Annotated in this window: 19 protein-coding genes and 1 tRNA gene; 15 read left to right on the forward strand and 5 right to left on the reverse strand. The window is 40.9% G+C overall.

Annotation, left to right across the window (positions count from 1 at the left end; translation table 11 throughout):
- The first annotated feature begins 298 nt into the window (after positions 1–298).
- Positions 299–1,960, forward strand: coding sequence for an energy-dependent translational throttle protein EttA (ettA, locus tag C9E88_RS01610; protein WP_106983912.1), 1,662 nt, complete (start codon positions 299–301; stop codon positions 1,958–1,960).
- A 282-nt stretch (positions 1,961–2,242) separates the two neighbouring features.
- Positions 2,243–3,169 carry a cation diffusion facilitator family transporter gene (locus tag C9E88_RS01615; protein ID WP_106983913.1) on the forward strand — a complete coding sequence of 309 codons (927 nt, stop codon included), beginning with the start codon at positions 2,243–2,245 and terminating at the stop codon, positions 3,167–3,169.
- Between the two features lie 24 nt (positions 3,170–3,193).
- On the opposite strand, the gene C9E88_RS01620 is transcribed toward C9E88_RS01615, so the two are convergent.
- The 4 genes from C9E88_RS01620 to C9E88_RS01635 form a co-directional block, all read right to left on the reverse strand.
- A complete protein-coding gene (locus tag C9E88_RS01620; protein WP_106983914.1) occupies positions 3,194–3,535 on the reverse strand; it encodes a zinc-ribbon domain-containing protein in 342 nt (113 codons plus the stop codon).
- Between the two features lie 175 nt (positions 3,536–3,710).
- A tRNA-Glu gene (locus C9E88_RS01625) sits at positions 3,711–3,786 on the reverse strand.
- A 91-nt stretch (positions 3,787–3,877) separates the two neighbouring features.
- Positions 3,878–5,386, reverse strand: a complete 1,509-nt coding sequence (gene gltX / locus C9E88_RS01630; RefSeq protein WP_106983915.1) for a glutamate--tRNA ligase — start codon at positions 5,384–5,386, stop codon at positions 3,878–3,880.
- A 141-nt stretch (positions 5,387–5,527) separates the two neighbouring features.
- A complete protein-coding gene (locus C9E88_RS01635) occupies positions 5,528–5,830 on the reverse strand; it encodes a hypothetical protein (RefSeq protein WP_106983916.1) in 303 nt (100 codons plus the stop codon).
- Positions 5,831–6,206: 376 nt separating this feature from the next.
- Between C9E88_RS01635 and C9E88_RS01640 the strand changes: the two genes are divergently transcribed.
- The 9 genes from C9E88_RS01640 to C9E88_RS01680 all read left to right on the forward strand — a co-directional run bounded on the left by C9E88_RS01640 (position 6,207) and on the right by C9E88_RS01680 (position 16,834).
- Positions 6,207–7,208, forward strand: a complete 1,002-nt coding sequence (locus C9E88_RS01640; protein WP_106983917.1) for a sulfate ABC transporter substrate-binding protein — start codon at positions 6,207–6,209, stop codon at positions 7,206–7,208.
- 249 nt (positions 7,209–7,457) lie between these two features.
- Positions 7,458–8,477, forward strand: a complete 1,020-nt coding sequence (locus C9E88_RS01645) for a sulfate ABC transporter substrate-binding protein (RefSeq protein ID WP_106983918.1) — start codon at positions 7,458–7,460, stop codon at positions 8,475–8,477.
- 347 nt (positions 8,478–8,824) lie between these two features.
- Positions 8,825–9,736 carry a 16S rRNA (cytosine(1402)-N(4))-methyltransferase RsmH gene (gene rsmH / locus C9E88_RS01650; RefSeq protein WP_106983919.1) on the forward strand — a complete coding sequence of 304 codons (912 nt, stop codon included), beginning with the start codon at positions 8,825–8,827 and terminating at the stop codon, positions 9,734–9,736.
- A 10-nt stretch (positions 9,737–9,746) separates the two neighbouring features.
- Positions 9,747–10,079, forward strand: a complete 333-nt coding sequence (ftsL, locus tag C9E88_RS01655) for a cell division protein FtsL (protein WP_106983920.1) — start codon at positions 9,747–9,749, stop codon at positions 10,077–10,079.
- 13 nt (positions 10,080–10,092) lie between these two features.
- Positions 10,093–11,919, forward strand: a complete 1,827-nt coding sequence (gene ftsI, locus C9E88_RS01660; RefSeq protein ID WP_106983921.1) for a penicillin-binding protein PBP3 — start codon at positions 10,093–10,095, stop codon at positions 11,917–11,919.
- Positions 11,920–11,929: 10 nt separating this feature from the next.
- Complete coding sequence (locus tag C9E88_RS01665) at positions 11,930–13,423, forward strand: UDP-N-acetylmuramoyl-L-alanyl-D-glutamate--2,6-diaminopimelate ligase (RefSeq protein WP_106983922.1); 1,494 nt, start codon at positions 11,930–11,932, stop codon at positions 13,421–13,423.
- A 9-nt stretch (positions 13,424–13,432) separates the two neighbouring features.
- On the forward strand, positions 13,433–14,842 hold the full coding sequence (locus C9E88_RS01670; RefSeq protein WP_106983923.1) for a UDP-N-acetylmuramoyl-tripeptide--D-alanyl-D-alanine ligase: 1,410 nt from the start codon (positions 13,433–13,435) through the stop codon (positions 14,840–14,842).
- On the forward strand, positions 14,843–15,961 hold the full coding sequence (gene mraY / locus C9E88_RS01675; RefSeq protein WP_106983924.1) for a phospho-N-acetylmuramoyl-pentapeptide-transferase: 1,119 nt from the start codon (positions 14,843–14,845) through the stop codon (positions 15,959–15,961). It begins immediately after the preceding gene.
- A gap of 69 nt (positions 15,962–16,030) precedes the next feature.
- Positions 16,031–16,834, forward strand: a complete 804-nt coding sequence (locus C9E88_RS01680) for a putative RNA methyltransferase (RefSeq protein WP_106983925.1) — start codon at positions 16,031–16,033, stop codon at positions 16,832–16,834.
- Positions 16,835–16,906: 72 nt separating this feature from the next.
- On the opposite strand, the gene ponA is transcribed toward C9E88_RS01680, so the two are convergent.
- On the reverse strand, positions 16,907–19,435 hold the full coding sequence (gene ponA / locus C9E88_RS01685) for a penicillin-binding protein PBP1a (RefSeq protein ID WP_106983926.1): 2,529 nt from the start codon (positions 19,433–19,435) through the stop codon (positions 16,907–16,909).
- A gap of 164 nt (positions 19,436–19,599) precedes the next feature.
- Here ponA and C9E88_RS01690 point away from each other — a divergent pair, with 164 nt between their 5' ends.
- The 4 genes from C9E88_RS01690 to C9E88_RS01705 are packed head-to-tail and all read left to right on the forward strand — an operon-like array spanning position 19,600 to position 22,533.
- Complete coding sequence (locus C9E88_RS01690) at positions 19,600–20,658, forward strand: pilus assembly protein PilM (RefSeq protein WP_106983927.1); 1,059 nt, start codon at positions 19,600–19,602, stop codon at positions 20,656–20,658.
- The gene (locus C9E88_RS01695; protein ID WP_106983928.1) at positions 20,658–21,311 is read left to right on the forward strand and encodes a PilN domain-containing protein; all 654 of its coding nucleotides are present in this window, start codon (positions 20,658–20,660) and stop codon (positions 21,309–21,311) included. Before C9E88_RS01690 ends, C9E88_RS01695 begins: the two co-directional genes overlap by 1 nt.
- Positions 21,308–22,006, forward strand: coding sequence for a type IV pilus inner membrane component PilO (locus tag C9E88_RS01700; RefSeq protein WP_106983929.1), 699 nt, complete (start codon positions 21,308–21,310; stop codon positions 22,004–22,006). The genes C9E88_RS01695 and C9E88_RS01700 overlap by 4 nt, the downstream gene beginning before the upstream one ends.
- Entirely contained in the window at positions 22,006–22,533 is a 528-nt protein-coding gene (locus C9E88_RS01705; RefSeq protein WP_106983930.1) for a pilus assembly protein PilP, read from the forward strand. Before C9E88_RS01700 ends, C9E88_RS01705 begins: the two co-directional genes overlap by 1 nt.
- Positions 22,534–22,544 lie beyond the last annotated feature (11 nt).

Raw genomic sequence — 22,544 nt, forward strand, 5'->3', positions numbered from 1 at the left:
TTCATTATGAATGGAGTCTAGCACTACTTTATATGATTAAAAGTGCATAAATAATGAAATATATAGCTGTTTTACTCATATATGTGTACTGTTTTTTGCACAATGTGCATGAAAAATAGTGTGTCTGAGCATGTTTAAAAAATAAACATATCTTTAGTTGTAACAAACGATGCAACTTGTGATGCATTTCTTATGTTTTTGGCGCTTTTATCGTATAATGCACCGATTATTTTTTCGCTCTTTTTGAGCTCGGGGTGTAATTGAGCCCCAATTTTGGTTTTTTATTGAGGAGTCCTACGTGGCCCAATATATTTACACGATGAACCGTGTGTCGAAAATGGTTCCGCCTAAGCGCGAAATCCTAAAAGACATCTCTTTATCATTCTTTCCAGGTGCTAAAATTGGTGTACTTGGTCTAAACGGTGCAGGTAAGTCTACCTTGCTTCGTATTATGGCGGGCGTAGACAAAGATTTCTCAGGTGAAGCGCGTGCTCAACCCGGTATCAAAATTGGTTACCTAGAGCAAGAGCCACCACTAGACGAAAGCAAAGATGTTCGTGGTAACGTTGAAGATGGTTTACGTGAACCACTTGAGGCTTTAACACGTTTGGATGAAGTTTTTGCTGAATATGCAGCTGAAGATGCAGACTTTGATGCACTTGCAAAAGAGCAAGAGAAGCTTGAAGCAATTATCCATTCATGGGATGCACATAATATTGTGAACCAAATGGATCAAGCGGCTGCAGCTTTAAACCTTCCAGCTTGGGATGCAGACGTTTCTAAACTTTCTGGTGGTGAACGTCGCCGTGTCGCACTTTGCCGTTTGCTATTGTCTAAACCAGACATGTTGCTTCTAGACGAACCGACGAACCATTTAGATGCTTCATCTGTAGCATGGTTAGAACGTTTCTTGAAAGACTTCACGGGCACAATCGTTGCGATTACGCATGACCGTTATTTCTTGGATAACGTTGCTGAATGGATTCTTGAGCTTGACCGTGGCATGGGTATTCCATACCAAGGTAACTACTCTTCTTGGTTAGAGCAGAAAAATGCCCGTCTAGAACAAGAGAACAAGCAAGAAGAATCTTTTGCTAAAGCATTGAAAAAAGAACTTGAATGGGTTCGTTCAAATGCAAAAGGTCAGCAAAAGAAAAACAAAGCGCGTATGGAGCGTTTTGAAGAGCTTAACTCGCGTGAATTCCAACAGCGTAATGAAACGTCTGAAATCTACATTCCACCTGGCCCGCGTCTAGGGAATAAGGTTGTAGAAGTTGAAGGCATCAGCAAATCGTTTGGTGATCGTACGCTTTATAAAGATCTAAGCTTCGTTGTTCCACCATGTGCCATCGTGGGTATCGTGGGTGAGAACGGTGCGGGTAAAACAACTTTATTCCGTATGATGACTGGCGAGCAGCAACCAGATACGGGTTCTGTTGTGCTTGGTGAGTCCGTTAAAGTGGCTTACGTTGGTCAGATCCGTGACACGCTTGATGACAACAAAACTGTTTGGGAAGAAGTTTCTGGCGGTTTAGACATCTTGCGTATTGGTGAATACGAAATCGCATCTCGTGCGTATATCGGCCGTTTTAACTTTAAAGGTCAAGATCAGCAAAAACGTGTAGGTCAATTGTCAGGTGGTGAGCGTAACCGTTTACAGCTTGCGAAAATCCTGCAAATGGGTGCAAACGTAATTTTACTCGATGAACCATCGAACGACTTGGACATCGAAACTTTACGTGCGCTTGAGGATGCGATTTTAGTATTCCCTGGTACTGTAATGGTGATCTCGCACGACCGTTGGTTCCTAGACCGTATTGCAACGCACATCTTGTCATTTGAAGGTGAAACACCTGAATTCTTCACTGGTAATTATGCAGAGTTTGAAGAATATCGCCGTAAACGTGATGGTGATGACCTTGTGACTAAGCGTCAAAAATATCGCAAAATTGGCGTTTAATTGCCGATTTTGATGTAAAAAAATCAGCCTTCGGGCTGATTTTTTTGTGTTTTAATTGGTGCTATTTAAGACAAGTCATGAGGTTAATTAAAATTATACAAAAGCGAGTACTGCTATTTCTGCTTCAACGTATGTGATGATGTTTTAAATTCAAGTTTTATGGTGTTCATGTTTTTGATTGGCTGTTTCAATATGATACATAACTGATCTGTTGTTGTAATGGTATTACATCGACAGAAGTTGTTATGCTCAAGTTCGCTCAATGAGTAGAAGGATAATTGAATGTCCGAGCATCATGATCATAGTCATGCCGTTGTAACAGATGAAAATTCGAAAAAATTAACCTTTGCATTATTACTGACCAGTAGTTTTTTGGTGGTCGAAGTTGTGGCGGGCTTTATTACACAAAGTTTGGCTTTGCTTTCAGATGCCGCGCATATGTTTACCGATGCAGCAGCTTTAGCGATTGCTTTAGTCGCAATTAAAATTGGCAAATTACCTGCAGATAATAAACGAACCTTTGGCTATCAGCGTTTTGAAATATTAGCAACTTTATTTAATGCGCTCATGCTATTTGCCGTGGCTATTTATATTTTGTATGAAGCTTATCAGCGCTTTTCAACCCCTCCAGAGATACAAAGTATGGGGATGTTGATTGTGGCGAGCATTGGTCTTGTCATTAATTTAATTTCCATGCGTATCTTATTTTCTAGCTCTCAAGACAGTTTGAATGTGAAAGGAGCATACCTTGAAGTTTTAAGTGATGCTTTGGGCTCTGTAGGCGTGATTTTGGGTGCTGTGCTGATTTATTTCACCGGCTGGATGTGGGTGGATACAGTGATTGCTGTGCTGATTGGTTTTTGGGTTTTGCCACGCACATGGGTACTGTTAAAGCAGAGTTTAAATATATTATTAGAAGGTGTACCAGAAGAGATTGATATTGAAAAGCTACGTAAAGATTTATTGCAATTGAATGGTGTAGAAAGTATTCATCAACTTAAAGTATGGGCGATTAGTTCTAAAAATATTCATTTGACAGTCCATCTTTATGCGCCGGGTGCTGATCGTACCAGCTTATATAAAGAGGCGATGGAGATGTTAAGCCATCAACATGGGATTACTGAGATGGTTTTACAGATTGAAGAAGAGGCATGTCTGGCAGAAGAAGGACATCATCATGCCTTGGATGAACATTCACATCAGCATTAATGCTGATGTGAACAAGTGTGGGAATTAAACTTCCCACTCATGATTACAATCGCGGCATTTCCATTTTTTTTGTGACTGCATGAAGGCTTGCATTGAAATTTTGAAATCAGGTAAGTCGCGATAAAATAAGAAACCTGCAATCACGCAAATGATAAAAACCACAACGGTTGCTGTTTGTATGGTGCTTCCTGCACCATTGCCAAATAACCACATTGCAATACTAATGATGACCAGGAGTAACAACACGAAAATTGCAGGGATTAAAAATACCAAACTTTTAGGCACAACAGGGCGTGCAGCGGGTTGGCCTGCTTGCGCAATGGGCATAATTTTAGGGCTTTGACATTGAGGGCAACGGTATTGCATTACAGTTCCATAATTTTGAGCTGAGTATTATTTTAATCGGAATAGTACAGAAAGCAAAAAATACTCAGTAACAGTATAAGATTCAGTGTCTTAGTAAATAGATAAGCAATAAAAAAAGCCCAAGTCATAATGCTTGGGCTTTTTTATAAGCAAACCATATTGATTTGCTTGAATATGGCGTCCCTACGGGGATTCGAACCCCGGTTACCGCCGTGAAAGGGCGATGTCCTAGGCCTCTAGACGATAGGGACAAGTGAGGCAACAGGATCAGTGTTTAACACTGTGTCTCTGTATGGGCGCTATATTATGGATATAAGGCCCATGCGTCAACTAAAAAATCAATTAAGCTTCATCAACTGCGTCATTTTTCGGCAATTTTAAGCTTTCATTGAGTTTTTCCCAAACTTTAAGTTCTTTTTTGCTTGGACCACCAACAATTTCAAGCGCATGGCGTAAGCGAGCGAATGTTAAATCTGGACCAATCGTGACCATTGTTTGCATGACAGGTGTAGATGCTGTTGAGCCCGCAATCGCAATAAAGAACGCAGGCATGAAATCACGTAATTTCACTTCCATTTGCGCAGCTAAGTCCATTAGCGTTTGACTAACAGTGTCGTTATTCCAAGTGAACAGACTTTCTAAGCGCCAAATCGCAAATTGTAAGCTTTGACGAACTTGTTCGTCAGAGAGTTTTTTACTCACAAACTGCTCTTGGCTCAGTGTAGGGAAGTGGTTGAAGTAATGTGCAGACCAATTCACAGCTTCTGAAAGTAAGTTAATACGCGGTTGAATGGCAGCAGTAATTTCTTCTAATTTGGCACGATCGGCTTTCCAAGCCAATAATGTATCTAGCAGATCGCTTGGAGAAAGCGCTTTAATCCATTGACCGTTTAACCAGTTGAGTTTTTCAACATCAAAGATTGGGCCACCAAGAGATACGCGTTGAATGTCGAAGTGTGCAATCATTTCTGCCAAAGTGAATTTTTCACTTTCATCCGGCATTGACCAGCCCATACGGCCGAGGTAGTTCAACAAAGCTTCTGGTAAAACGCCGATGTCTTTGTAGTAGTTAATTGACGTTGGGTTTTTACGTTTAGATAGTTTTGATTTATCTGGGTTGCGCAAAAGTGGCATGTGGCAAAGCACAGGCATATCCCAACCGAAGTATTTATACAACAATTGATGTTTAGGCGCAGATGGAATCCATTCTTCACCGCGGATCACGTGCGTGATTTCCATTAAATGGTCATCGACTACGTTTGCTAAGTGGTAAGTTGGCAAGCCGTCAGTTTTAAGCAGAATTTGCATGTCGACTTGTGCCCATGGAATTTCGACTTCACCACGTAGTAAGTCATTAAATTGACAAATACCTTCTTCAGGCACTTTCATACGAATGACATGCGGTTCGCCAGCAGCTAAACGACGTTGTACTTCTTCTGCAGTGTGTTTTAAACCACGACCATCGTAACGTGGAGATTCACCACGTGCTTGTTGTTCTGCACGCATTTGATCCAGTTCTTCACTTGTTGCGAAGCAATAGAACGCATGACCTTTTTCAACCAATTCCAGTGCATATTGCTTATAAATGCCCATACGCTCTGATTGACGGTAGGGTGCATGTGGGCCACCTACATCTGGACCTTCAGACCAATTTAGACCTAACCAACGCAATGAATCTAAAATCATTTTTTCAGATTCAGGTGTAGAGCGAAGTTGGTCGGTATCTTCAATACGAAGAATAAATTCGCCACCATGTTGCTTAGCAAAACATAGGTTAAACAAAGCGATATAGGCAGTCCCTACATGAGGGAAACCAGTAGGAGAGGGTGCAATACGAGTACGAACAGTCATAATCAATTATTAATCAGAATGTAAATTGGGATCTATTATAACGAAAAAGCTTGATCACTTAATGCTTAATTTATCATTCAGTGATCAGGCTTCGAGCCCAAGCAGGGGAATGCATGGGCTTAAAATATGTGCGTTAAAGACTTAAGATGGATTTGTAGAGAATAACGCTTGAACAAAACGGCTAAAACTTTGGTTTTGTGAGGCAAAAAAACTTTGAGCAGGTGCAGTTTTAAGCGATGTAAGTACTTTTAAGCTGTCATCAGATGATTGCGCTTTAGAAGACTCATTTTTTTGTTGTGTTAAGGCTTTTTCAATCGGCGACGTTTTATCACTTGGCAAAGTTACTTTTGCATTGGTCGTCTTGTTGATTGCAGCACTATGCGTGAATTGCAAAGTTGAAAAACTTAAAGCGACACAAAGAAGCATATATTGATTTAATTTCATGTCCAATCTTCCCCTAATTTGATGAATGGAACTTTTATTGGTGTTTTTTAATACTAATACTACGATTTAACCACGTTAATTGATTAAAAAAAGTAGAACTGCGTCACATTTTTTACAAAAAAATAATAAAACACCAAGTTAGATTACCTGAATAAAGCAGATTTCTCCTTAATTGTTACTTTATATCAAATAACTATGAAGATAGCATGGAGAATAGAATTTTGAAGCATTGTTTTAGCAAAAAAATATCAATTCTAAGCAGTTTTTTGCATATCTAAAAAATAGAAATCTAAACAAATTAATCATCTAGCCAAGATATTGTGCAAGAGTATTGAGATTTATATAGTGCATTTCAAGAATGAAATGAGACTTGGCAATGAAAAAAATAATAGCTTCAACTGTATTGGCGCTTTTAAGTGGTGCTATAACTTCTGTATATGCGAATAAAGATTTTTTAAACGTGTCTTATGATCCGACCCGTGAGTTTTATCAAGAATATAATCAGGAGTTTGGTGCATTTTGGAAACAACGCACAGGCCAAGAGGTTAATTTTAAGCAATCACATGGTGGTTCTGGTAAGCAGGCACGTGCCGTGGCGACAGGCTTGCAAGCCGATGTGGTGACTTTGGCCTTAGCCAATGATATTGATGAAATTGTAAAAGCAGGTTTAATTAAAAAAGGTTGGCAAAAAGAATTTCCAAATAACTCTGCGCCTTATACCTCAACTATTGTTTTTTTGGTACGTAAAGGCAATCCTAAAAATATTAAAGATTGGAATGATCTGACCAAGCCTGGTGTAGAAATTATTACGCCAAACCCAAAAACGGGTGGCGCGCCACGTTGGATTTATTTATCAGCATGGGGATATGCCTTAAAGCAACCCGGTGGTAATGATGCGAAAGCCAAAGAATTGGTTAAAAAGCTCTATCAAAATGTCAAAGTATTAGATTCGGGTGCACGTGGTTCACTGACGACATTTGCGGAGCGTGGTATTGGTGATGTGTTGCTGTCTTGGGAAAATGAAGCTTTGCTGGCGACACAAGGCTTAGGTAAGGACAAGTTTGATATTGTTTATCCATCGATTTCGATTTTGGCTGAGCCATCTGTGGCGATTGTGGATCAGACCGTGGATAAAAATGGCAATCGTAATTTGGCGAAAGGCTATTTGAATTATTTATATTCTCCAAAAGGACAGGAGCTGGCGGCCAAATATTATTTCCGCCCACGTGATAGTAAAGCTGCAACGAAATATGCAGCTCAATTTCCAAAGCAAAAAACCTTTACCATTGATCAAGTCTTTGGTGGATGGGCAAAGGCACAGCAAACCCATTTTGTGAATGGTGCAATCTTTGACCAAATTTATAGTGATAAAAAATAAGGCATTAATACAGGTTGTTTAGATAAGAAAAATGGATGACTACTGTTATCCATTTTTTTTATATACAAAGCAAAAAACAGTATATATATGGAAAAGGTAAAGTGTTCTTGAAGTTTTATATAAGTAAAACAAGATGATAAAAGAACAAATTATTCTACTTTAACGGATGTTCTTTTAATTTTGTGAATTGCGATTAATGATTTTCTTTCATATAGTTAGCATTAATTTAGATATTTGATTTGTGCTGATATGAAACTTCAATTCAAAGCATTGTTGAGTGGTGCATTGTTGTCGCTAGGTCTAGCGCTTCCTACAACATCAACTCAGGCGGCAGATCGCCAATTTTTAAATGTATCTTATGATGCAACTCGCGAATTTTATGACGAATTTAACAAGTCATTCGGCGCATATTGGAAAAAGCGTACAGGTTATTCTGTTGATTTTAAACAATCACATGGTGGTTCAGGCAAGCAAGCACGTTCGGTGGTTGATGGTTTGAAAGGTGATGTTGTGACTTTGGCTTTGGCCAATGATATTGATGAAATTGTAAAGTCTGGTCAGATTCAGCCGGGTTGGCAAAAGGAATTTCCGTATAACTCAGCACCATATACATCGACAATTGTGTTTATGGTACGTAAAGGCAATCCAAAGCATATTAAAGATTGGAGCGACTTAACCAAGCCAGGTGTAGAAATTATTACACCAAACCCAAAAACAGGTGGTTTACCGCGTTGGGTATACTTATCGGCTTGGGGCTATGCACTGAAGCAACCAGGTGGTAATGATGCGAAGGCGAAAGAATTCGTCGGAAAAATGTATCACAATGTGAAAGTGATGGACTCGGCAGCGCGAGCTTCTATGACGACTTTTGCTGAGCGTGGCATTGGTGACGTGTTGTTAACTTGGGAAAATGAAGCGCTTGTGACCCAAAAAACTTTGGGTAAAGGTAAGTTTGATATTGTTTATCCTTCAATGTCTATTTTAACGGAGCCTTCAGTTGCAATTGTCGACAAAACTGTCGATAAAAATGGCAACAAGTGGTTGGCAACAGGTTATATCAACTATTTATATTCGCCTTTAGGTCAAGAAATGGCAGCTAAACATTTCTATCGTCCACGTAATGCGGCTGTTTTAGCCAAATATAAAGCACAGTTCCCACCATTAAAAACATTTACCATTGATGAAGTGTTTGGCGGTTGGGCAAAAGCACAGCAAACACACTTTGTGAATGGTGCGATTTTTGATCAAATTTATAATTCGAAGCGTTAATTGATTTATGGATTAATTCTGAGGAGTTAATCGCAGTCGAATTATTTTCAAGCCTCTGTCCGCAGGGGCTTTTTTTGTGCCATTGATCTGTATGCTACTGGTTGAAAAGGATTTGTTTTTGCTGGAGATGAATGACTATAGCTGTCTGAATTATGGTGTTTTAGTGTGAATATGTAGGGTGATCTATCGCAAACAATAGATGAAAAGCTTGCAACAGTTGGTTTTATAAATGCCTAAAACGGTTTTCTCTATAGAAAGTAATATTTCTGTACAAAAAGTCGTTTGGAGCTTTACTAAAACAAGGTAATAATGTGCAGTTACTTTTTTACTGTCATGATTGATTCTGTATGTCGCATATTTCTGTATTACTTCACGAAACTGTTGATGCCTTGCTTGCTGGGCGTACTACAGGAATCTATGTCGATGGGACATTTGGTCGTGGGGGACATACACGATTATTGCTATCAAAATTAGATGAAAATGCACGTGTTTTTGGCTTTGATAAAGACCCACAAGCTTTGGCAGTGGCCGCAGAATTAGAACAAGAAGATCCACGTTTTAAAATCATTCATGCCAGCTTTGCTGACTTACAACAAGAATTACAATCACGTGGCATCGACCTTGTAGATGGTGTTATGGCCGACTTAGGCGTGTCGTCACCGCAGTTAGATGAAGCAGAGCGTGGTTTTAGCTTTATGCGAAATGGCCCACTTGATATGCGTATGGACAACTCTCAAGGCCCAACAGCTGCAGAGTGGTTGGTGGATATTGAAGAAGAGGAATTGGCCAATATCATCTTTAAATATGGTGAAGAACGTTATAGTCGCCGTATTGCCAAAGCCATTAAAGCCGCAGGTTATATTGCAACTACTGCAGAGCTTGCTGAAATTGTAAAAGTTGCCCACCCAAAATGGGAAAAAAATAAACATGCGGCAACACGGACTTTCCAAGCCATTCGTATTGCCATTAATAAAGAATTAGATGATATTGAAGCTTTCCTACCACAAGCTGTGGACGTGTTAAAGCCAGAAGCGCGTTTAGCGGTGATTAGCTTCCACTCATTGGAAGACCGTTTAATTAAACAGTTTATTCAAAAAGAATCGACTTTGGCTGAAGATACGAGTTGGGGTATGCCACAACAACGTGAAGATACGCGTCGATTGAAAAAAGTATCCCGTGTTCGTGCCAGCGATGAAGAAGTAAAAGCCAATCCGCGTTCACGCAGTGCTTGGTTACGTGCAGCAGAACGTTTAGCTTAAAAGGCAAAGAATGAAAACCGAAGCAATAGAACAAAACACAAAAAAATTAAAGCTAAAAAAAACGATCACATACGCCGTCATGTTGATTTTGGTTTTCGTTAGTGCAATTTTTGTGGTTTTTCAAGTCTTTGAATACCGTCAAGATTATCGTCAATTGAACACCTATATCCGTGAACGTGATGACTTAAACGCGGAGTGGGGGCGTTTGTTGATTGAACAACAAACTTTTGGAGCAACGGCGCAAATTGGCACACGTGCAGTTACACAACTTCGGATGTATTCACCGCCAGTTGCGCAAACGGTGGTGATTTCTTTGCCGCAAACTTCAGAAGAGAAAAAATAAGGCTAGCTGTCAAATGGTTGAAAAGAGAAATAAGCAAACAGCACGAAAAAAACAGCAGTCTGTCACAGGTAAAACCGCCATTAGTGTTGATATGTGGCGTTTTTATTTAATGTGGAGTGTGGTTCTTCTGTGCTTTTTTGCATTGGTTGGACGTGCTTTTTATGTGCAAATTATCAACAAAGACTTTTTGCAAAATAAAGCCAATGCCAATATTTTAAGAACAGAAAAAATTCGTGCGATGCGTGGCGTGATTTATGACCGTCATGGTGTGCCTTTGGCCATTAGTACACCTGTCATGAAAGTGGTCATGGACCCGCGTGATTATTTTGATACCAAAAAACTATTTGAAGAAACCACGGCACAGCTGGCCAATGATCCGCATAACCGTAAATTAAAGCGTCAACTGCCAGATAAAAATTTAAACTTGGATGAACTTGCAGATGCAGTGGGCATGGATCGCGCTGAGCTTCGCAAGAAGTTAAATGAGCGCCCGCGTTCACGCTACTTGGTACTTAAAAAAGAAGTACCACCGCAGCAAGCTGACATGATTATGAAGCGTGAGTTTCAAGCGGTATATACCGAGAAAAACTATAAACGCTACTATCCACAGCCACAGCCGAACTCTCAAATTATTGGTTTGACCAATAGTGAAAGTGTCGGGATTGAAGGCTTGGAAATGCAGTTGAATCAACGTCTTGCAGGCACTGATGGTGAACAACAAATTGTCCGTGATAAAAAGGGCAACCGTGTTAAAGACCCAGAAGTGATTAAAGAAGTTGAACCGGGTGAAAACATTACCTTAAGTATTGATTCACGCCTACAATATATTATGTACCGTGAATTGACTGCGGCTGGTGTGGCGAATAATGCACGTTCAGCAACTGCAATTGCAGTGGATGTTAAAACCGGTGAAATCTTGGCCATGACCAGTTGGCCTTCGTATAACCCGAATGATAAAAATGGCGTGTTGAATAAGGATGCCATGCGTAACCGTGGTGCGATTGACTCCTTTGAACCTGGTTCAACCATGAAGCCATTAACAGTAGCGATGGCCTTAGAAAGTGGTAAATATACGGCCAATACTGTGGTTAACACCTCGCCAGGGTCGATGCGTGTGGGCAACCATACGATTCGTGATACCCATAACTATGGGGCATTAACCCTAGGTGGGATTATTCAAAAATCATCGAACGTTGGTGTCGCAAAAATTACCTTATCGTTGCCATATCCGACTTTACCCACTTTTTATAAGCGTTTAGGTTTCGGTCAGCGCTCTGCTGTGAAATTTCCTGGCGAAAGTGGTGGTTTAATTTTACCGCCGAGCAAGTGGAATGTATCAGAAGTTGCGACCATGTCTTATGGTTATGGTTTGAATGCGACCGTGCTTCAAGTTGCAGATGCATACGCCATGATTGCCAATAAAGGCAAAAAAATGCCGTTGAGTTTATATAAATTAGACGAAGCACCGAAAGGTGAGCAAATGATTGATGCAAAAATTGCTGATCAAGTGCTATTGATGATGGAAGCGGTAACCTTACCAGGCGGAACTGCGCAACAGGCGAATATTCCTGGTTATCGTGTTGCAGGTAAAACAGGTACGGCTCATAAATTACGTCCTGACCGTAAAGGTTATTCGCAAACCGATTATCGTGCACTCTTTGCAGGGGTTGCACCTGTAAGTGATCCACGTTTAGCTATGATTGTGGTGGTCGAAAACCCGAAAGGCGCATACTACGGCGGTTTGGTTGCAGCGCCAGTATTTGCACGTGTGATGCAAGAATCATTGCGTTTAATGAACGTTCCTTTAGATAAACCTTTAGATACTCCTAAAATCCAGTAAGAGACAATCCATGACGATTTGTTTTAATGAGATATACAGCCTAACGTCTACTGCTGACTGGATGACACAACCTTTTCAGGGTTTTAGTCTGGACAGCAGACATGTCGCAAAAGGGCAAATTTTTATTGCCCTGACGTCATATTCGCAACCTGAAAAAACCATACAGTTTGCCCAAAGTGCGCTAGATTGCGGTGCTTTGGCTGTGATTTCTGAAGTGGATTTAAACTTAGCCAATGCCGTAACCATTCCTAATGTGCGTCAGCTGATGGGGCAATGGCAGAAGCAGTATTTACAAGCGACTCAACCTGTTGTTGCTGCGCGCGTAATTGCAGTAACTGGCACCAACGGTAAAACCACGATTTCTCGTCTTATTGCTGAGTTGCTGATGCTACAAGCTAAAAAGTGTGCCGTGATGGGAACGACTGGTAATGGTATTTTGCCAAATTTAGAAGCATCGTCGCATACAACTTTAGATGCGTTGCACTTACAAAATGCTTTACATGATTATGCACAGCAAGGTGCAGAGTTTGCTTCTATTGAAGCCAGTTCGCACGGTTTGGAGCAAGGGCGTTTAAATGGTTGTGCAATTGAAATTGCGGCTTATAGTAATTTAAGCCGTGATCATTTGGATTATCACAAAACCTTAGAGGCTTATGCCGAAGCGAAGTCTCGCTTATTTGCCTTTGAGTCTCTTAAAGTGGCTATCATTAATATTGATGATGAGCATGCCTCAGTTATGTTAAATGCTGCGCGTCAAAATCCAGCGCAACCTAAAATTCTAAGCTATTCAACCACGCAAAAAGCGGATTATGAAGTACGTGATATTCAATATAGTTTGAGTGGTGCGCATTTTAAATTAATCACCGCAGATGCTGTATATGACGTGCATAGTCCGCTGTTGGGGCACTTCAATATTGAAAATATTGTGGCGAGTTTAATTGCAGCCGAGCAGGCAGGTTTTGCACTGGCAGATTTAATCGCAGTCACTCCTAAATTAAAGGGCGCACCAGGCCGCATGCAAGTGATCCGTGATGGTGAGCGCTTATTTGTTGTCGATTATGCCCATACGCCAGATGCGCTGATTCAAGTACTCGTTACCCTTAAGCGACATGTTTCCCAAAATCTTTGGGCTGTTTTTGGTTGTGGCGGGGATCGTGACCGTGGTAAACGTCCATTAATGACACAAGCAGCATTAGATTATGCGGATGTGGCCTTAATTACGTCGGATAACCCACGTACTGAAAACCCAGAACAAATTTTTGCAGATATGAAAGCCGGTATTCAGTTTGCAGGCCATATCGTGCATGAAATTCATGATCGTCGTGAAGCAATTAAATTTGCAGTCCAACACGCTCAAGATGGAGATATTGTTGTGATTGCAGGTAAAGGTCATGAAAATTATCAAGAAATCGATGGCGTACGTCATTGGTTTGACGATGTTGTTGAGGTGCAGTCTGCGATTAATGCATTGCAGGGCACAGATTCAAGCTATCCAGCTCAATAGGAAATCATCATGCATACATCTACTACAAGTACGGTGCCTTTAGAGCCATGGACAGCATCTGAGTTAGCTGAGGCTACTCAAGGCTATTGGTTAAATGCTCGTGTGCCAGACACGGACATTAAGCGTATATTGACTGACTCGCGTCATGCAGAACTGGGTGATGCCTTTTTGGCATTAAAAGGGGAACGCTTTGATGCACATAATTTTGTGGCTCAAGTTGCAGCGCAGGGTTGTCAGTTGGCGATTGTTAGCCAACCTATTGACGCAGATATTTGCCAGTTGGTGGTTGCTGATACACGTTTGGCTTTGGGTCATTTGGGGGCTTATCGCCGTGCCAAACACCCAGCGCTTAAAGTGATTGCGCTGACAGGCAGTAGTGGCAAAACCACCACCAAAGAAATGTTAGGCAGTATTTTGTCTCGCCTTGCCCCGACTTTAATTACCCGTGGTAACTTAAATAATGATTTAGGTGTACCGATGATGCTGCTTGAACTCCGCTCAGAGCATCAATATGCGGTGATGGAGTTGGGCGCAAGTCATAAAGGTGAAATTGACTATACTTCAAATCTGGTACAGCCACAGGTTGCGGGCATTTTGAATATCGGTACAGCACACCTAGGTGAGTTTGGTGGTCGTGAAGGCATTTGCTTAGCAAAATCTGAAATTTATACGCATATTGCAAAAGCGGGCACATCAATTGTGCCGGTGGCAGATGATTTTACCGATCAAATTCGGGGTGCAGTACAAACCGAGCAACAGATCAGCTTTGGTCTAGGTGGTGATGTTTATGCAACCGATATTCAGTTACATGCACAGTCTGCAACGTTTAAGTTGCATACCCCTTCTGCAGAACACCTTGTAAACCTACCTTTTGCAGGTGAGCACAATGTACAAAATGCGGTGGCTGCAACTGCATTTGCATTAGCAATAGGTATAGGTTTAGATGACATCGTCACTGGCTTAGAACAAGCGCAAGGTGCAAAAGGTCGTTTAAACTTTATTCAACATAAAACACATTTGTTTATTGATGATACTTACAATGCGAATCCGACCTCAATGCGTGCGGCAGCAGAAGTGCTGGCACAGCAAGAGGGTGTACGGGTCATGGTTGTTGGTGATATTGGCGAACTCGGTGCATCTGCGGCTCAGCAACACTACATGCTAGGTCGTGATTTAGTTTCGGTTAAAGGCATCAATTTTGTCATAGCAGTTGGTGAATTTGCACCTGCTATGCAAGAGGGTGCGCGTAGTACACAATATGGTAAAAAAATGCAGGCTTTTCTGAATCAACAGCAAGCCTTGCCTCTTTTGATTAGTCTCGTTGAAACACATCAACCTCAGTCCATGAGTTTCCTGTTTAAAGGTTCTCGTTTTACCCACATGGAAACGTTGATGGCTGAATTGATGGAGAAGCTCTAAATGCTGTTATGGTTATTTGAACACTTGGCGGGCTATCATAGCTCATTCCAAGTGGTCCGTTATTTAACACTTCGTTCTTTACTGAGTGTATTGACGGCATTATTAATTGGCTTGACCTTGGGTCCAGTCATGATTCGTAAACTCCAAGCTTTGAAATATGGTCAAGCGGTAAGTTCATTCGCACCAGAAAACCATGCAAAAAAAATGGGTACACCAACCATGGGCGGGATTTTAATCCTACTATCGATTGGTGTTTCTACCCTGTTATGGGCAGATTTATCCAACCCTTATGTGTGGATTGTACTCGGTGTAATGGTGATTTTTGGTGCCGTAGGCTGGGCAGATGATTGGATTAAAATCCGATACAAAGACAATGCGGGTTTGCCTGCAAAGAAAAAGTTCTTTTGGACATCAATTGCTTCATTAGGTGCAGGTATTGCGTTGTATGTGATTGCAACACAGCAACCTAACCCTGAACATACTGCAGATATGCTGGATGTGCTTATACCATTCTTTAAAGAATTAAGTTTGCCACTCTCTGCAATTCCATTAGGTTTAGGGTTTATTGCCTTTACATATTTGGTGATTAACGGTGCTTCAAATGCAGTGAACTTAACTGACGGTCTCGATGGTTTGGCGATTATGCCAATCGTATTGGTGGCGGCTGGTTTAGGTGTATTTGCATATCTAGCAGGTGATATTCGTTTTGCGACCTATTTACATGTACCTTATGTGAAATATGCATCCGAGCTGGTGGTCATCTGTGCGGCGATGATTGGCGCAGGTTTGGCATTCCTTTGGTATAACGCACATCCAGCCCAAATCTTTATGGGCGATGTTGGCGCATTATCTTTAGGTGCAATGCTAGGTACAATTGCGGTAATGGTTCGACAAGAAATTGTCTTTGCCATTATGGGGGGTGTATTTGTGGTTGAAGCGATTTCAGTTTTCTTGCAAATTGGCTCACTACGTATGCGAAATAAGCGCGTATTCTTAATGGCGCCATTACATCACCATTATGAAAAGAAAGGCTGGCGTGAAACCCAAGTCGTGATCCGTTTCTGGATTATCACAATTATGCTGGTAGTTTTAGGCCTAATGACCTTAAAATTGCGTTAAGCAAAATTGAAATGAAAAGCCGGTCAATTGCCCGGCTTTTTTTATGCCTCAATGGCCTTGGAGAAAATGATGAATCTGCTGATGTGCCCAGTTTGTAAAACAAACTTGGTGCTTGAGGAAAGAACATGGCGCTGTGAAAACAACCATAGTTATGATGTAGCCAAACAAGGCTATGTAAATTTACATGTGGTACAGCATAAGCACAGTAAAAACCCAGGGGATACACCTGAGTCTGTGCAAGCACGTCGTGCTTTTTTAAGTGCAGGGCATTATGCGCCCCTCCAGCAAGCTGTTGTGCAAAAAATTCGTGATTTACGTATAGAAAATCTATTGGATATTGGCTGTGGTGAAGGTTATTACACCGATGCGATGCAACAAGAAGTGTTGCAATGCGTAGGGGTAGATATTGCTAAAAATGCAGTGCAAGTGGCGGCAAAACTCAATAAAAATGTCACTTGGGTTGTGGGTACAGGGGCGACTTTACCTGTGCTTGATCAGAGTATTGATTTGTGTACGAGTTTATTTAGCCCAATCCCGCAAGAAGAAATCTTACGTGTGCTGAAACCCGAAGCTTATCTTTTGGTGGTAACGCCTGCACCTGAGCATTTATACGCGATGCGCGAAGCTTTATTTGAGGAAGTAAAAGCGCATGAGCCAAATAAATTTGCGGAGCAATTGGCTGGCAACTTTACTTTAATTGATCAAGAAATTGTGCAGTCTAAGATGTGTCTTCAGCAAGAGGATTTAAAAAATCTGATTGCCATGACGCCGTATGCATACAAAGCAAAACCTGAGCGCCGCCAGGCCCTAGAGCAGAAAAATGGCTTTGAACTGACTGCACATTATCAAATCTACATCTTTCAAAAGAAGTGATTGTTTAAGGTTGTCGCAAGATCACTAAATCTGACGATAATAAAAAAGCCCTCGAATTCGAGGGCTTTTTTATTATTGTACTTGCTGGATCAAATGATCTAAGGCATCTCCACCTTGTTTAGGCGGGGGATTGTTATTTAGTGCAGGTGGTTTAGTTTGGTTTGGCACCAAAGGTTGATCACCTGGTAAATCTTCGAAGTCATTTTGCACAGTTGGACGTGGCGCAACTGGGGCAGGGCGATATAAAGGTTGTGCTAGAGCAGGTGCTGCACGATCCTGTTTATTTGCATCTTTATTTGGTACCGCCTGACCACGTTGTACAGGAAGTTTGGCATTTTTATCAAAACGAACCCAAGATTCTGGAGTGCCTTTTAATGCATTTTCCATAAAGTTGGTCCAAATTGGTAGGGCTGCGACACCACCATATTCGCGGCGGCCCAATGTGGTTGGTTGGTCAAAGCCCACCCATGCAATCGATACCAGCTTGCCATTGAAGCCCGCAAACCATGCGTCTTTAGCATCATTGGTGGTCCCTGTTTTCCCGCCAAGGTCATTACGACCAATTTTGAGGGCAGCACGACCTGTACCATGCTGAATAACATCACGTAAGATATTGGCCATATCAAATGCAGAGCTTGATTTTAAAATACGCTGTGCTTGGCGATAATCGCCAGTATCAACTTCTGCGCTATCACTTGAAGTGGCTTCACTTGCCGAATTTGAAACTTGGAAAGCTTCATCATCTGGCGTTGCCGGATTATCGCTTTCAGGAGCAGGTTCCTTTTCATTAATACATTGGATACATGCATATTCAGGATTAGCCTGATAAATGACTTTGCCATAAGCATCTTCAATGCGACTAATAAAATGCGGTTGAATACGATAACCACCATTGGCAAAGGCAGCATAACCTGTGGCCATTTGTACAGGCAGTACTTGAGGTGTACCCAAGGCAATCGTGTAGTTACGTGGAATTTGATTTTCTTGTAAGCCAAAATCCATCAGCAATTGGCGTGTACGTTCAATCCCCACCATTTGTAATAGGCGTACAGATACCGTATTACGTGAAAGATATAATGCACGACGCAGTGGAATCATTCCGAGGTAGCGACCATCAGAGTTTTTAGGGGTCCATTTGCCAATCGTAATAGGGCTATCATTAACCATACTATAAGGCGTTAAACCACGTTCTAAGGCCAATGCATATACAAAAGGCTTAATGGTTGAGCCGGGTTGACGCCAACCTTGAACAGCACGGTTAAAGGTGGATTGATAAAAATTATATCCACCCACCACCGCTTCAATGGCACCATTATTGGGGTTAATCGCAATTAACTGCCCTTGAACTTTGGGAATTTGTACCAGTGCCCAAGCTGTTTTATTGTCATTTGGTCTTAACCGTACAATATCGTCTTTTTTGACAATTTGTGAAGCATTGCTGGGCGCATTACCCACACTATTTGCATTGCGATAAGGGCGTGCCCAAGACATGCCTGACCACGGCACCGTCACTGTGGTGCCATCTTGTAAAAGTGCATCAAAACTTGAGCGATCGACTTTTACTACTTGAGCGGGGAAGGTGTTAGCAAATGCTGTGAAATTTTTAAGCGGTTCGCCATGCGCTTCAGCACCTCGCCAACCATGACGACGGTCATAATCCTCTAAACCCTCTTGTATGGCTTGTTCCGCATAGGTCTGACGTTGGCTGTTAATCGTAGTATAGACTTTATAACCAGAGTCAATCGCTTGCTCACCCAAGGTACTAATCAGTTCTGAGCGGACCATTTCGCCGACATAGGGAAAACGATTATTTACACCTCGTTCAGGCATATCTAAATTAATAGGTTCAGCAATTCCAAGCTCATATTCTTTTTGGTTGATATAACCTAGTTGTAGCATACGCCCCAAAATCCAATTACGACGTTCAAGTGCACGTTTTGGGTTAGCAACTGGATTATATTTTGAAGGTGCTTTAGGCAGGCCAGAAATCATCGCCATTTGGCCCAATGAGAGTTCATTTAGACTTTTGTTATAATAAATCTTAGCGGCTGCGGCGATACCGTATGCATTTTTACCTAAAAATATTTTATTGACATATAAAGAGAGAATTTCTTCTTTGGTGAGATTTTGTTCTATTTTACGAGCTAAAAATACTTCGGTGAGTTTGCGTTTTAATGTACGTTCAGGGCTTAAATAATAATTCTTGGCCACCTGCATGGTAATGGTGGAACCACCTGTCTGTACATCTGAGCCTGTAATAGACTCACTAACAGCCCGACCTAAGCCTTTGAAACTAATGCCACTATGCTCAAAGAAAGAGGAGTCTTCAGCTGCTAGAAAAGCATGGATAAAGTTGGGTGGTATTTGATTGTATTCTACAGGCACAGAAAGTTTGCCACCATATTCCGCAATAAGCTCATTATCGGCACTATAAACTTGTAATGGTTTTAATAATGGTGCCTTCTTCAGAGTGGACATTTCTGGCAAAGATGGTGCAATATAGAGATACATGCCATAAAAACCCATTGGAATAGAGATCAAAATTAAAATTAAGATCAAAAAAAATGGATGAACAAGGCCTGAACAAGATAGCTTTTTCATAACAAGTAAGTTTTAATAAGAGCTAATGGCAAACTAATTAGCGGTCAGTATATCCTTAAGGCGCGCAGATTGTTATATGAGATATTGTATCTGCGATAAATTATAGGCCGATTATAGTTAGTTAGTTACTTTTTTGGGGATAAAAAAATAATAGGAATGATATTGTGCTCAGGTTATATCGTAAGCCAAATAAGGGGTTAATAGGAGTAGATATTAGTTCAACTTCTGTTAAGGTTCTGGAACTTTCTGTAAAAGGCGGCAGGCATTGGGTCGAAAGCTATGCTTTGGTACCACTGCAAGAAGGCAGTGTTGTTGAAAAAAATATCTTAAACCCTGAAGCGGTTGGGGATTCTCTTGAGCGCGCAATTAATTTAGCCAATACGCAATCTTCAAATGCAGCATTTGCAATTCCAACATCTATGGTGATCACAAAGGTCATTGAGATGGATGCGGATATGACAAGTGATGAGCGTGAAGTACAAATTCGTATGGATGCTGAACAATACATTCCATTCCCGCTGGATGAAGCAAGTCTAGATTTTGAAGTTCTCCCTGACGTTTTATCTAATCCAAATCGCGTTAATGTTTTATTGGTTGCAACGCTGATTGAAAATATCGAAGGGCGTTCTGAAGTTTTAGAAATGGCGGGTTTAACACCTAAAATTGCGGATGTCGAAAGTTTTGCATTAGAAAATGCCTTTAAGGTTTTTTCAGATACGCTACCGATGGGTGTAAAAACGGTTGGGATTTTAGATATTGGTCATAGCATGACGACCTTATATGTAATGCAAAACAATAAAGTTATCTACAGTCGTGAACAGGTATTTGGTGGTAAACAACTTACCCAAGAAATTCAAAACCGTTATGGTCTTTCTTTTGAAGAAGCTGGGCGTGCGAAAAAAACGCGTGCTTTACCAGACGATTATGATGTTGAAGTATTAGAGCCTTTTCTAGAGGCCGTAGTGCAACAAGCTGCACGTTCATTACAATTCTTCTTTTCATCTTCACAGTTCAATGAAATTGATCATATTTTATTGGCTGGGGGAAATGCCAATATTCCAGGTCTTGCAAAATTGTTACAACAAAAGCTGGGATATCGAGTCACGATTGCCAATCCATTCTTACAAATGGGTTTTTCACCTCAAATTGATATTAAAAAAATTGAAAATGATGCTTCATCATTATTGGTGGCATGTGGCTTAGCATTGAGGAGTTTTGATTAATGGCAAAAATTAACTTACTCCCTTGGCGCGATGAGCTAAGAGAGAAACGAAAAAAAGAATTTATTGCGATTTGCATTGGGGCATTTTTTCTAGGGGTTATTGCAGCAGCTGCGGTTTGGTTCTACTACGATCAGAAATTACAAGATCAAGAGCAAGCCAATCAGTTGATTGTGAGTACTAACCAAAATTTAGATGTGCAGTTAAAGTCACTCGATGGTTTGCAAGAACAACGTAATGCAATTATTGAACGCATGAAGCTCATTCAAGGTTTACAAAGCCAACGTCCAATCGCAGTACATCTGATAGATGAATTGGTTCGTGTGGTACCGAGTAATGTTTATATTACAAGGTTTACTCGAGCTGGAGATAAGTTTACTTTTGAAGGTAAGGCGGAAAGTCCAAACGCTGTTGCAGAATTTTTGCGTAATTTGGAAGCTTCACCTTGGTATCGAAATGCTTTCATGAATTCGTTCTTGGCTGTTGAAGTAAATAAAGATCAAGCCCCAAAATCCGTGGTTCCTCGTGTTGAAGAAAGTTATGGTAATTTTGTGGTCACTGCAGATCTAGATACGATCCCACAACCCGTAGCAAATGCAGAAGGAAGTGCTACAGGAGCTGATTCAGCAGCATCTACAGCGGAGGTGGCGAAATGAGTCGTGAAGAATTTGATGAATTAAATCAAGCATCTGTTGCGCCCGCAAAGAAAAAAATGACGCTGGATAAATTCTTACAACAATTCAATACTTTGGATCCAAATAACTATGGTAGTTGGCCCTTATCGGTCAAAATTACTTGTTGGATTTTTATTGTACTGCTGGTATTAGCGTTAGCTTATTTTGTCATGATCAAAGGCAAAATTGAATCAATCGCAAATGCAAATGCACAAGAACAAAACTTATTAAATGAATTCCGTGAAAAAGAATCTAAGTTGCGTAATTTACAACAATATCAAACTCAATTGCAGGATATGGAGGCGCGTTTTAATCAGCAATTGGATCAATTGCCGAAAGAAACTGAAATTCCAGGTTTGGTTGAAGATATCAACGTAACAGGTGTGAATTCGGGGTTGAAGTTTAAGAATATTCGACTTGAACCGGAAGTAAAGCAAGAGTTCTTTATTGAACAGCCGATTTCGATGGAAGCAACTGGTGATTATCACGCCTTTGGTAGTTTTGTAAGTGGAATTGCAGGATTATCTCGTATTGTCACTTTGCATGATTTTACGATTAGCTCTTCTGAAAATCCTCAGAAAAAATCTGAAATTCCAAGCATAAATTATACTCTTCAGGCCAAAACTTATCGTTATGTAGGTAATAGTGATAATGCATCCACGGAAGGAGCACAATAATGAAAATGAATAAAATTGCCTTATTTTCACTCATTGGCTTTGTTTTAGTTGGATGTGATAGTCGTATTGATGCAGTTAATCAAGAAATGGCAAATATTCGTAATCAACCACCTTTGCCAATTGAGCCAGCACCAGATTTTACTTCGACAGAAACCTTTGTTTATGCTGCACATCAACTAAAGAGCCCTTTCTTGCCAAGTTCATTGGCAGCAGAGCTGAAAATTATGGCGGGTAAACGTGTTTATCCAAACTTTAATCGTCAGCAACAGCCTTTAGAAAGTTATGCTTTAGAAACTTTAAATATGAAGGGAAGTTTGCGTAATCAAGCGGGTGGTATTATCGCATTGATTCAAACTCCTGATGGGCAAATTGAGCGTGTTCAACGTGGTAATTATATGGGGCTTAATCAGGGGCGTATTGTTAATATCACGCCGACACAGATTGACTTGATTGAGGTTATTCCAGATGGGCGAGAAGGATATGTGGAACGTCCGAGAAGTCTTATTTTAATTGGACCAGCACCTTAAGCTTAAAGGAA

The organism is Acinetobacter cumulans (assembly GCF_003024525.3).
Lineage (GTDB): Bacteria > Pseudomonadota > Gammaproteobacteria > Pseudomonadales > Moraxellaceae > Acinetobacter > Acinetobacter cumulans.

What these genes read in the sequence shown, in the direction of transcription:
- C9E88_RS01640 (WP_106983917.1), top strand. Translation starts at nt 6,207, where the DNA reads ATGAAAAAAATAATAGCTTCAACTGTATTGGCGCTTTTAAGTGGTGCT.
- C9E88_RS01705 (WP_106983930.1), top strand. Translation starts at nt 22,006, where the DNA reads ATGAAAATGAATAAAATTGCCTTATTTTCACTCATTGGCTTTGTTTTA.
- mraY (WP_106983924.1), top strand. Translation starts at nt 14,843, where the DNA reads ATGCTGTTATGGTTATTTGAACACTTGGCGGGCTATCATAGCTCATTC.
- ponA (WP_106983926.1), bottom strand. Translation starts at nt 19,435, where the DNA reads ATGAAAAAGCTATCTTGTTCAGGCCTTGTTCATCCATTTTTTTTGATC.
- C9E88_RS01680 (WP_106983925.1), top strand. Translation starts at nt 16,031, where the DNA reads ATGAATCTGCTGATGTGCCCAGTTTGTAAAACAAACTTGGTGCTTGAG.
- C9E88_RS01615 (WP_106983913.1), top strand. Translation starts at nt 2,243, where the DNA reads ATGTCCGAGCATCATGATCATAGTCATGCCGTTGTAACAGATGAAAAT.
- ftsI (WP_106983921.1), top strand. Translation starts at nt 10,093, where the DNA reads ATGGTTGAAAAGAGAAATAAGCAAACAGCACGAAAAAAACAGCAGTCT.
- C9E88_RS01665 (WP_106983922.1), top strand. Translation starts at nt 11,930, where the DNA reads ATGACGATTTGTTTTAATGAGATATACAGCCTAACGTCTACTGCTGAC.
- C9E88_RS01700 (WP_106983929.1), top strand. Translation starts at nt 21,308, where the DNA reads ATGAGTCGTGAAGAATTTGATGAATTAAATCAAGCATCTGTTGCGCCC.
- C9E88_RS01620 (WP_106983914.1), bottom strand. Translation starts at nt 3,535, where the DNA reads ATGCAATACCGTTGCCCTCAATGTCAAAGCCCTAAAATTATGCCCATT.
- C9E88_RS01670 (WP_106983923.1), top strand. Translation starts at nt 13,433, where the DNA reads ATGCATACATCTACTACAAGTACGGTGCCTTTAGAGCCATGGACAGCA.
- C9E88_RS01695 (WP_106983928.1), top strand. Translation starts at nt 20,658, where the DNA reads ATGGCAAAAATTAACTTACTCCCTTGGCGCGATGAGCTAAGAGAGAAA.
- ftsL (WP_106983920.1), top strand. Translation starts at nt 9,747, where the DNA reads ATGAAAACCGAAGCAATAGAACAAAACACAAAAAAATTAAAGCTAAAA.
- gltX (WP_106983915.1), bottom strand. Translation starts at nt 5,386, where the DNA reads ATGACTGTTCGTACTCGTATTGCACCCTCTCCTACTGGTTTCCCTCAT.
- rsmH (WP_106983919.1), top strand. Translation starts at nt 8,825, where the DNA reads ATGTCGCATATTTCTGTATTACTTCACGAAACTGTTGATGCCTTGCTT.
- C9E88_RS01645 (WP_106983918.1), top strand. Translation starts at nt 7,458, where the DNA reads ATGAAACTTCAATTCAAAGCATTGTTGAGTGGTGCATTGTTGTCGCTA.
- C9E88_RS01635 (WP_106983916.1), bottom strand. Translation starts at nt 5,830, where the DNA reads ATGAAATTAAATCAATATATGCTTCTTTGTGTCGCTTTAAGTTTTTCA.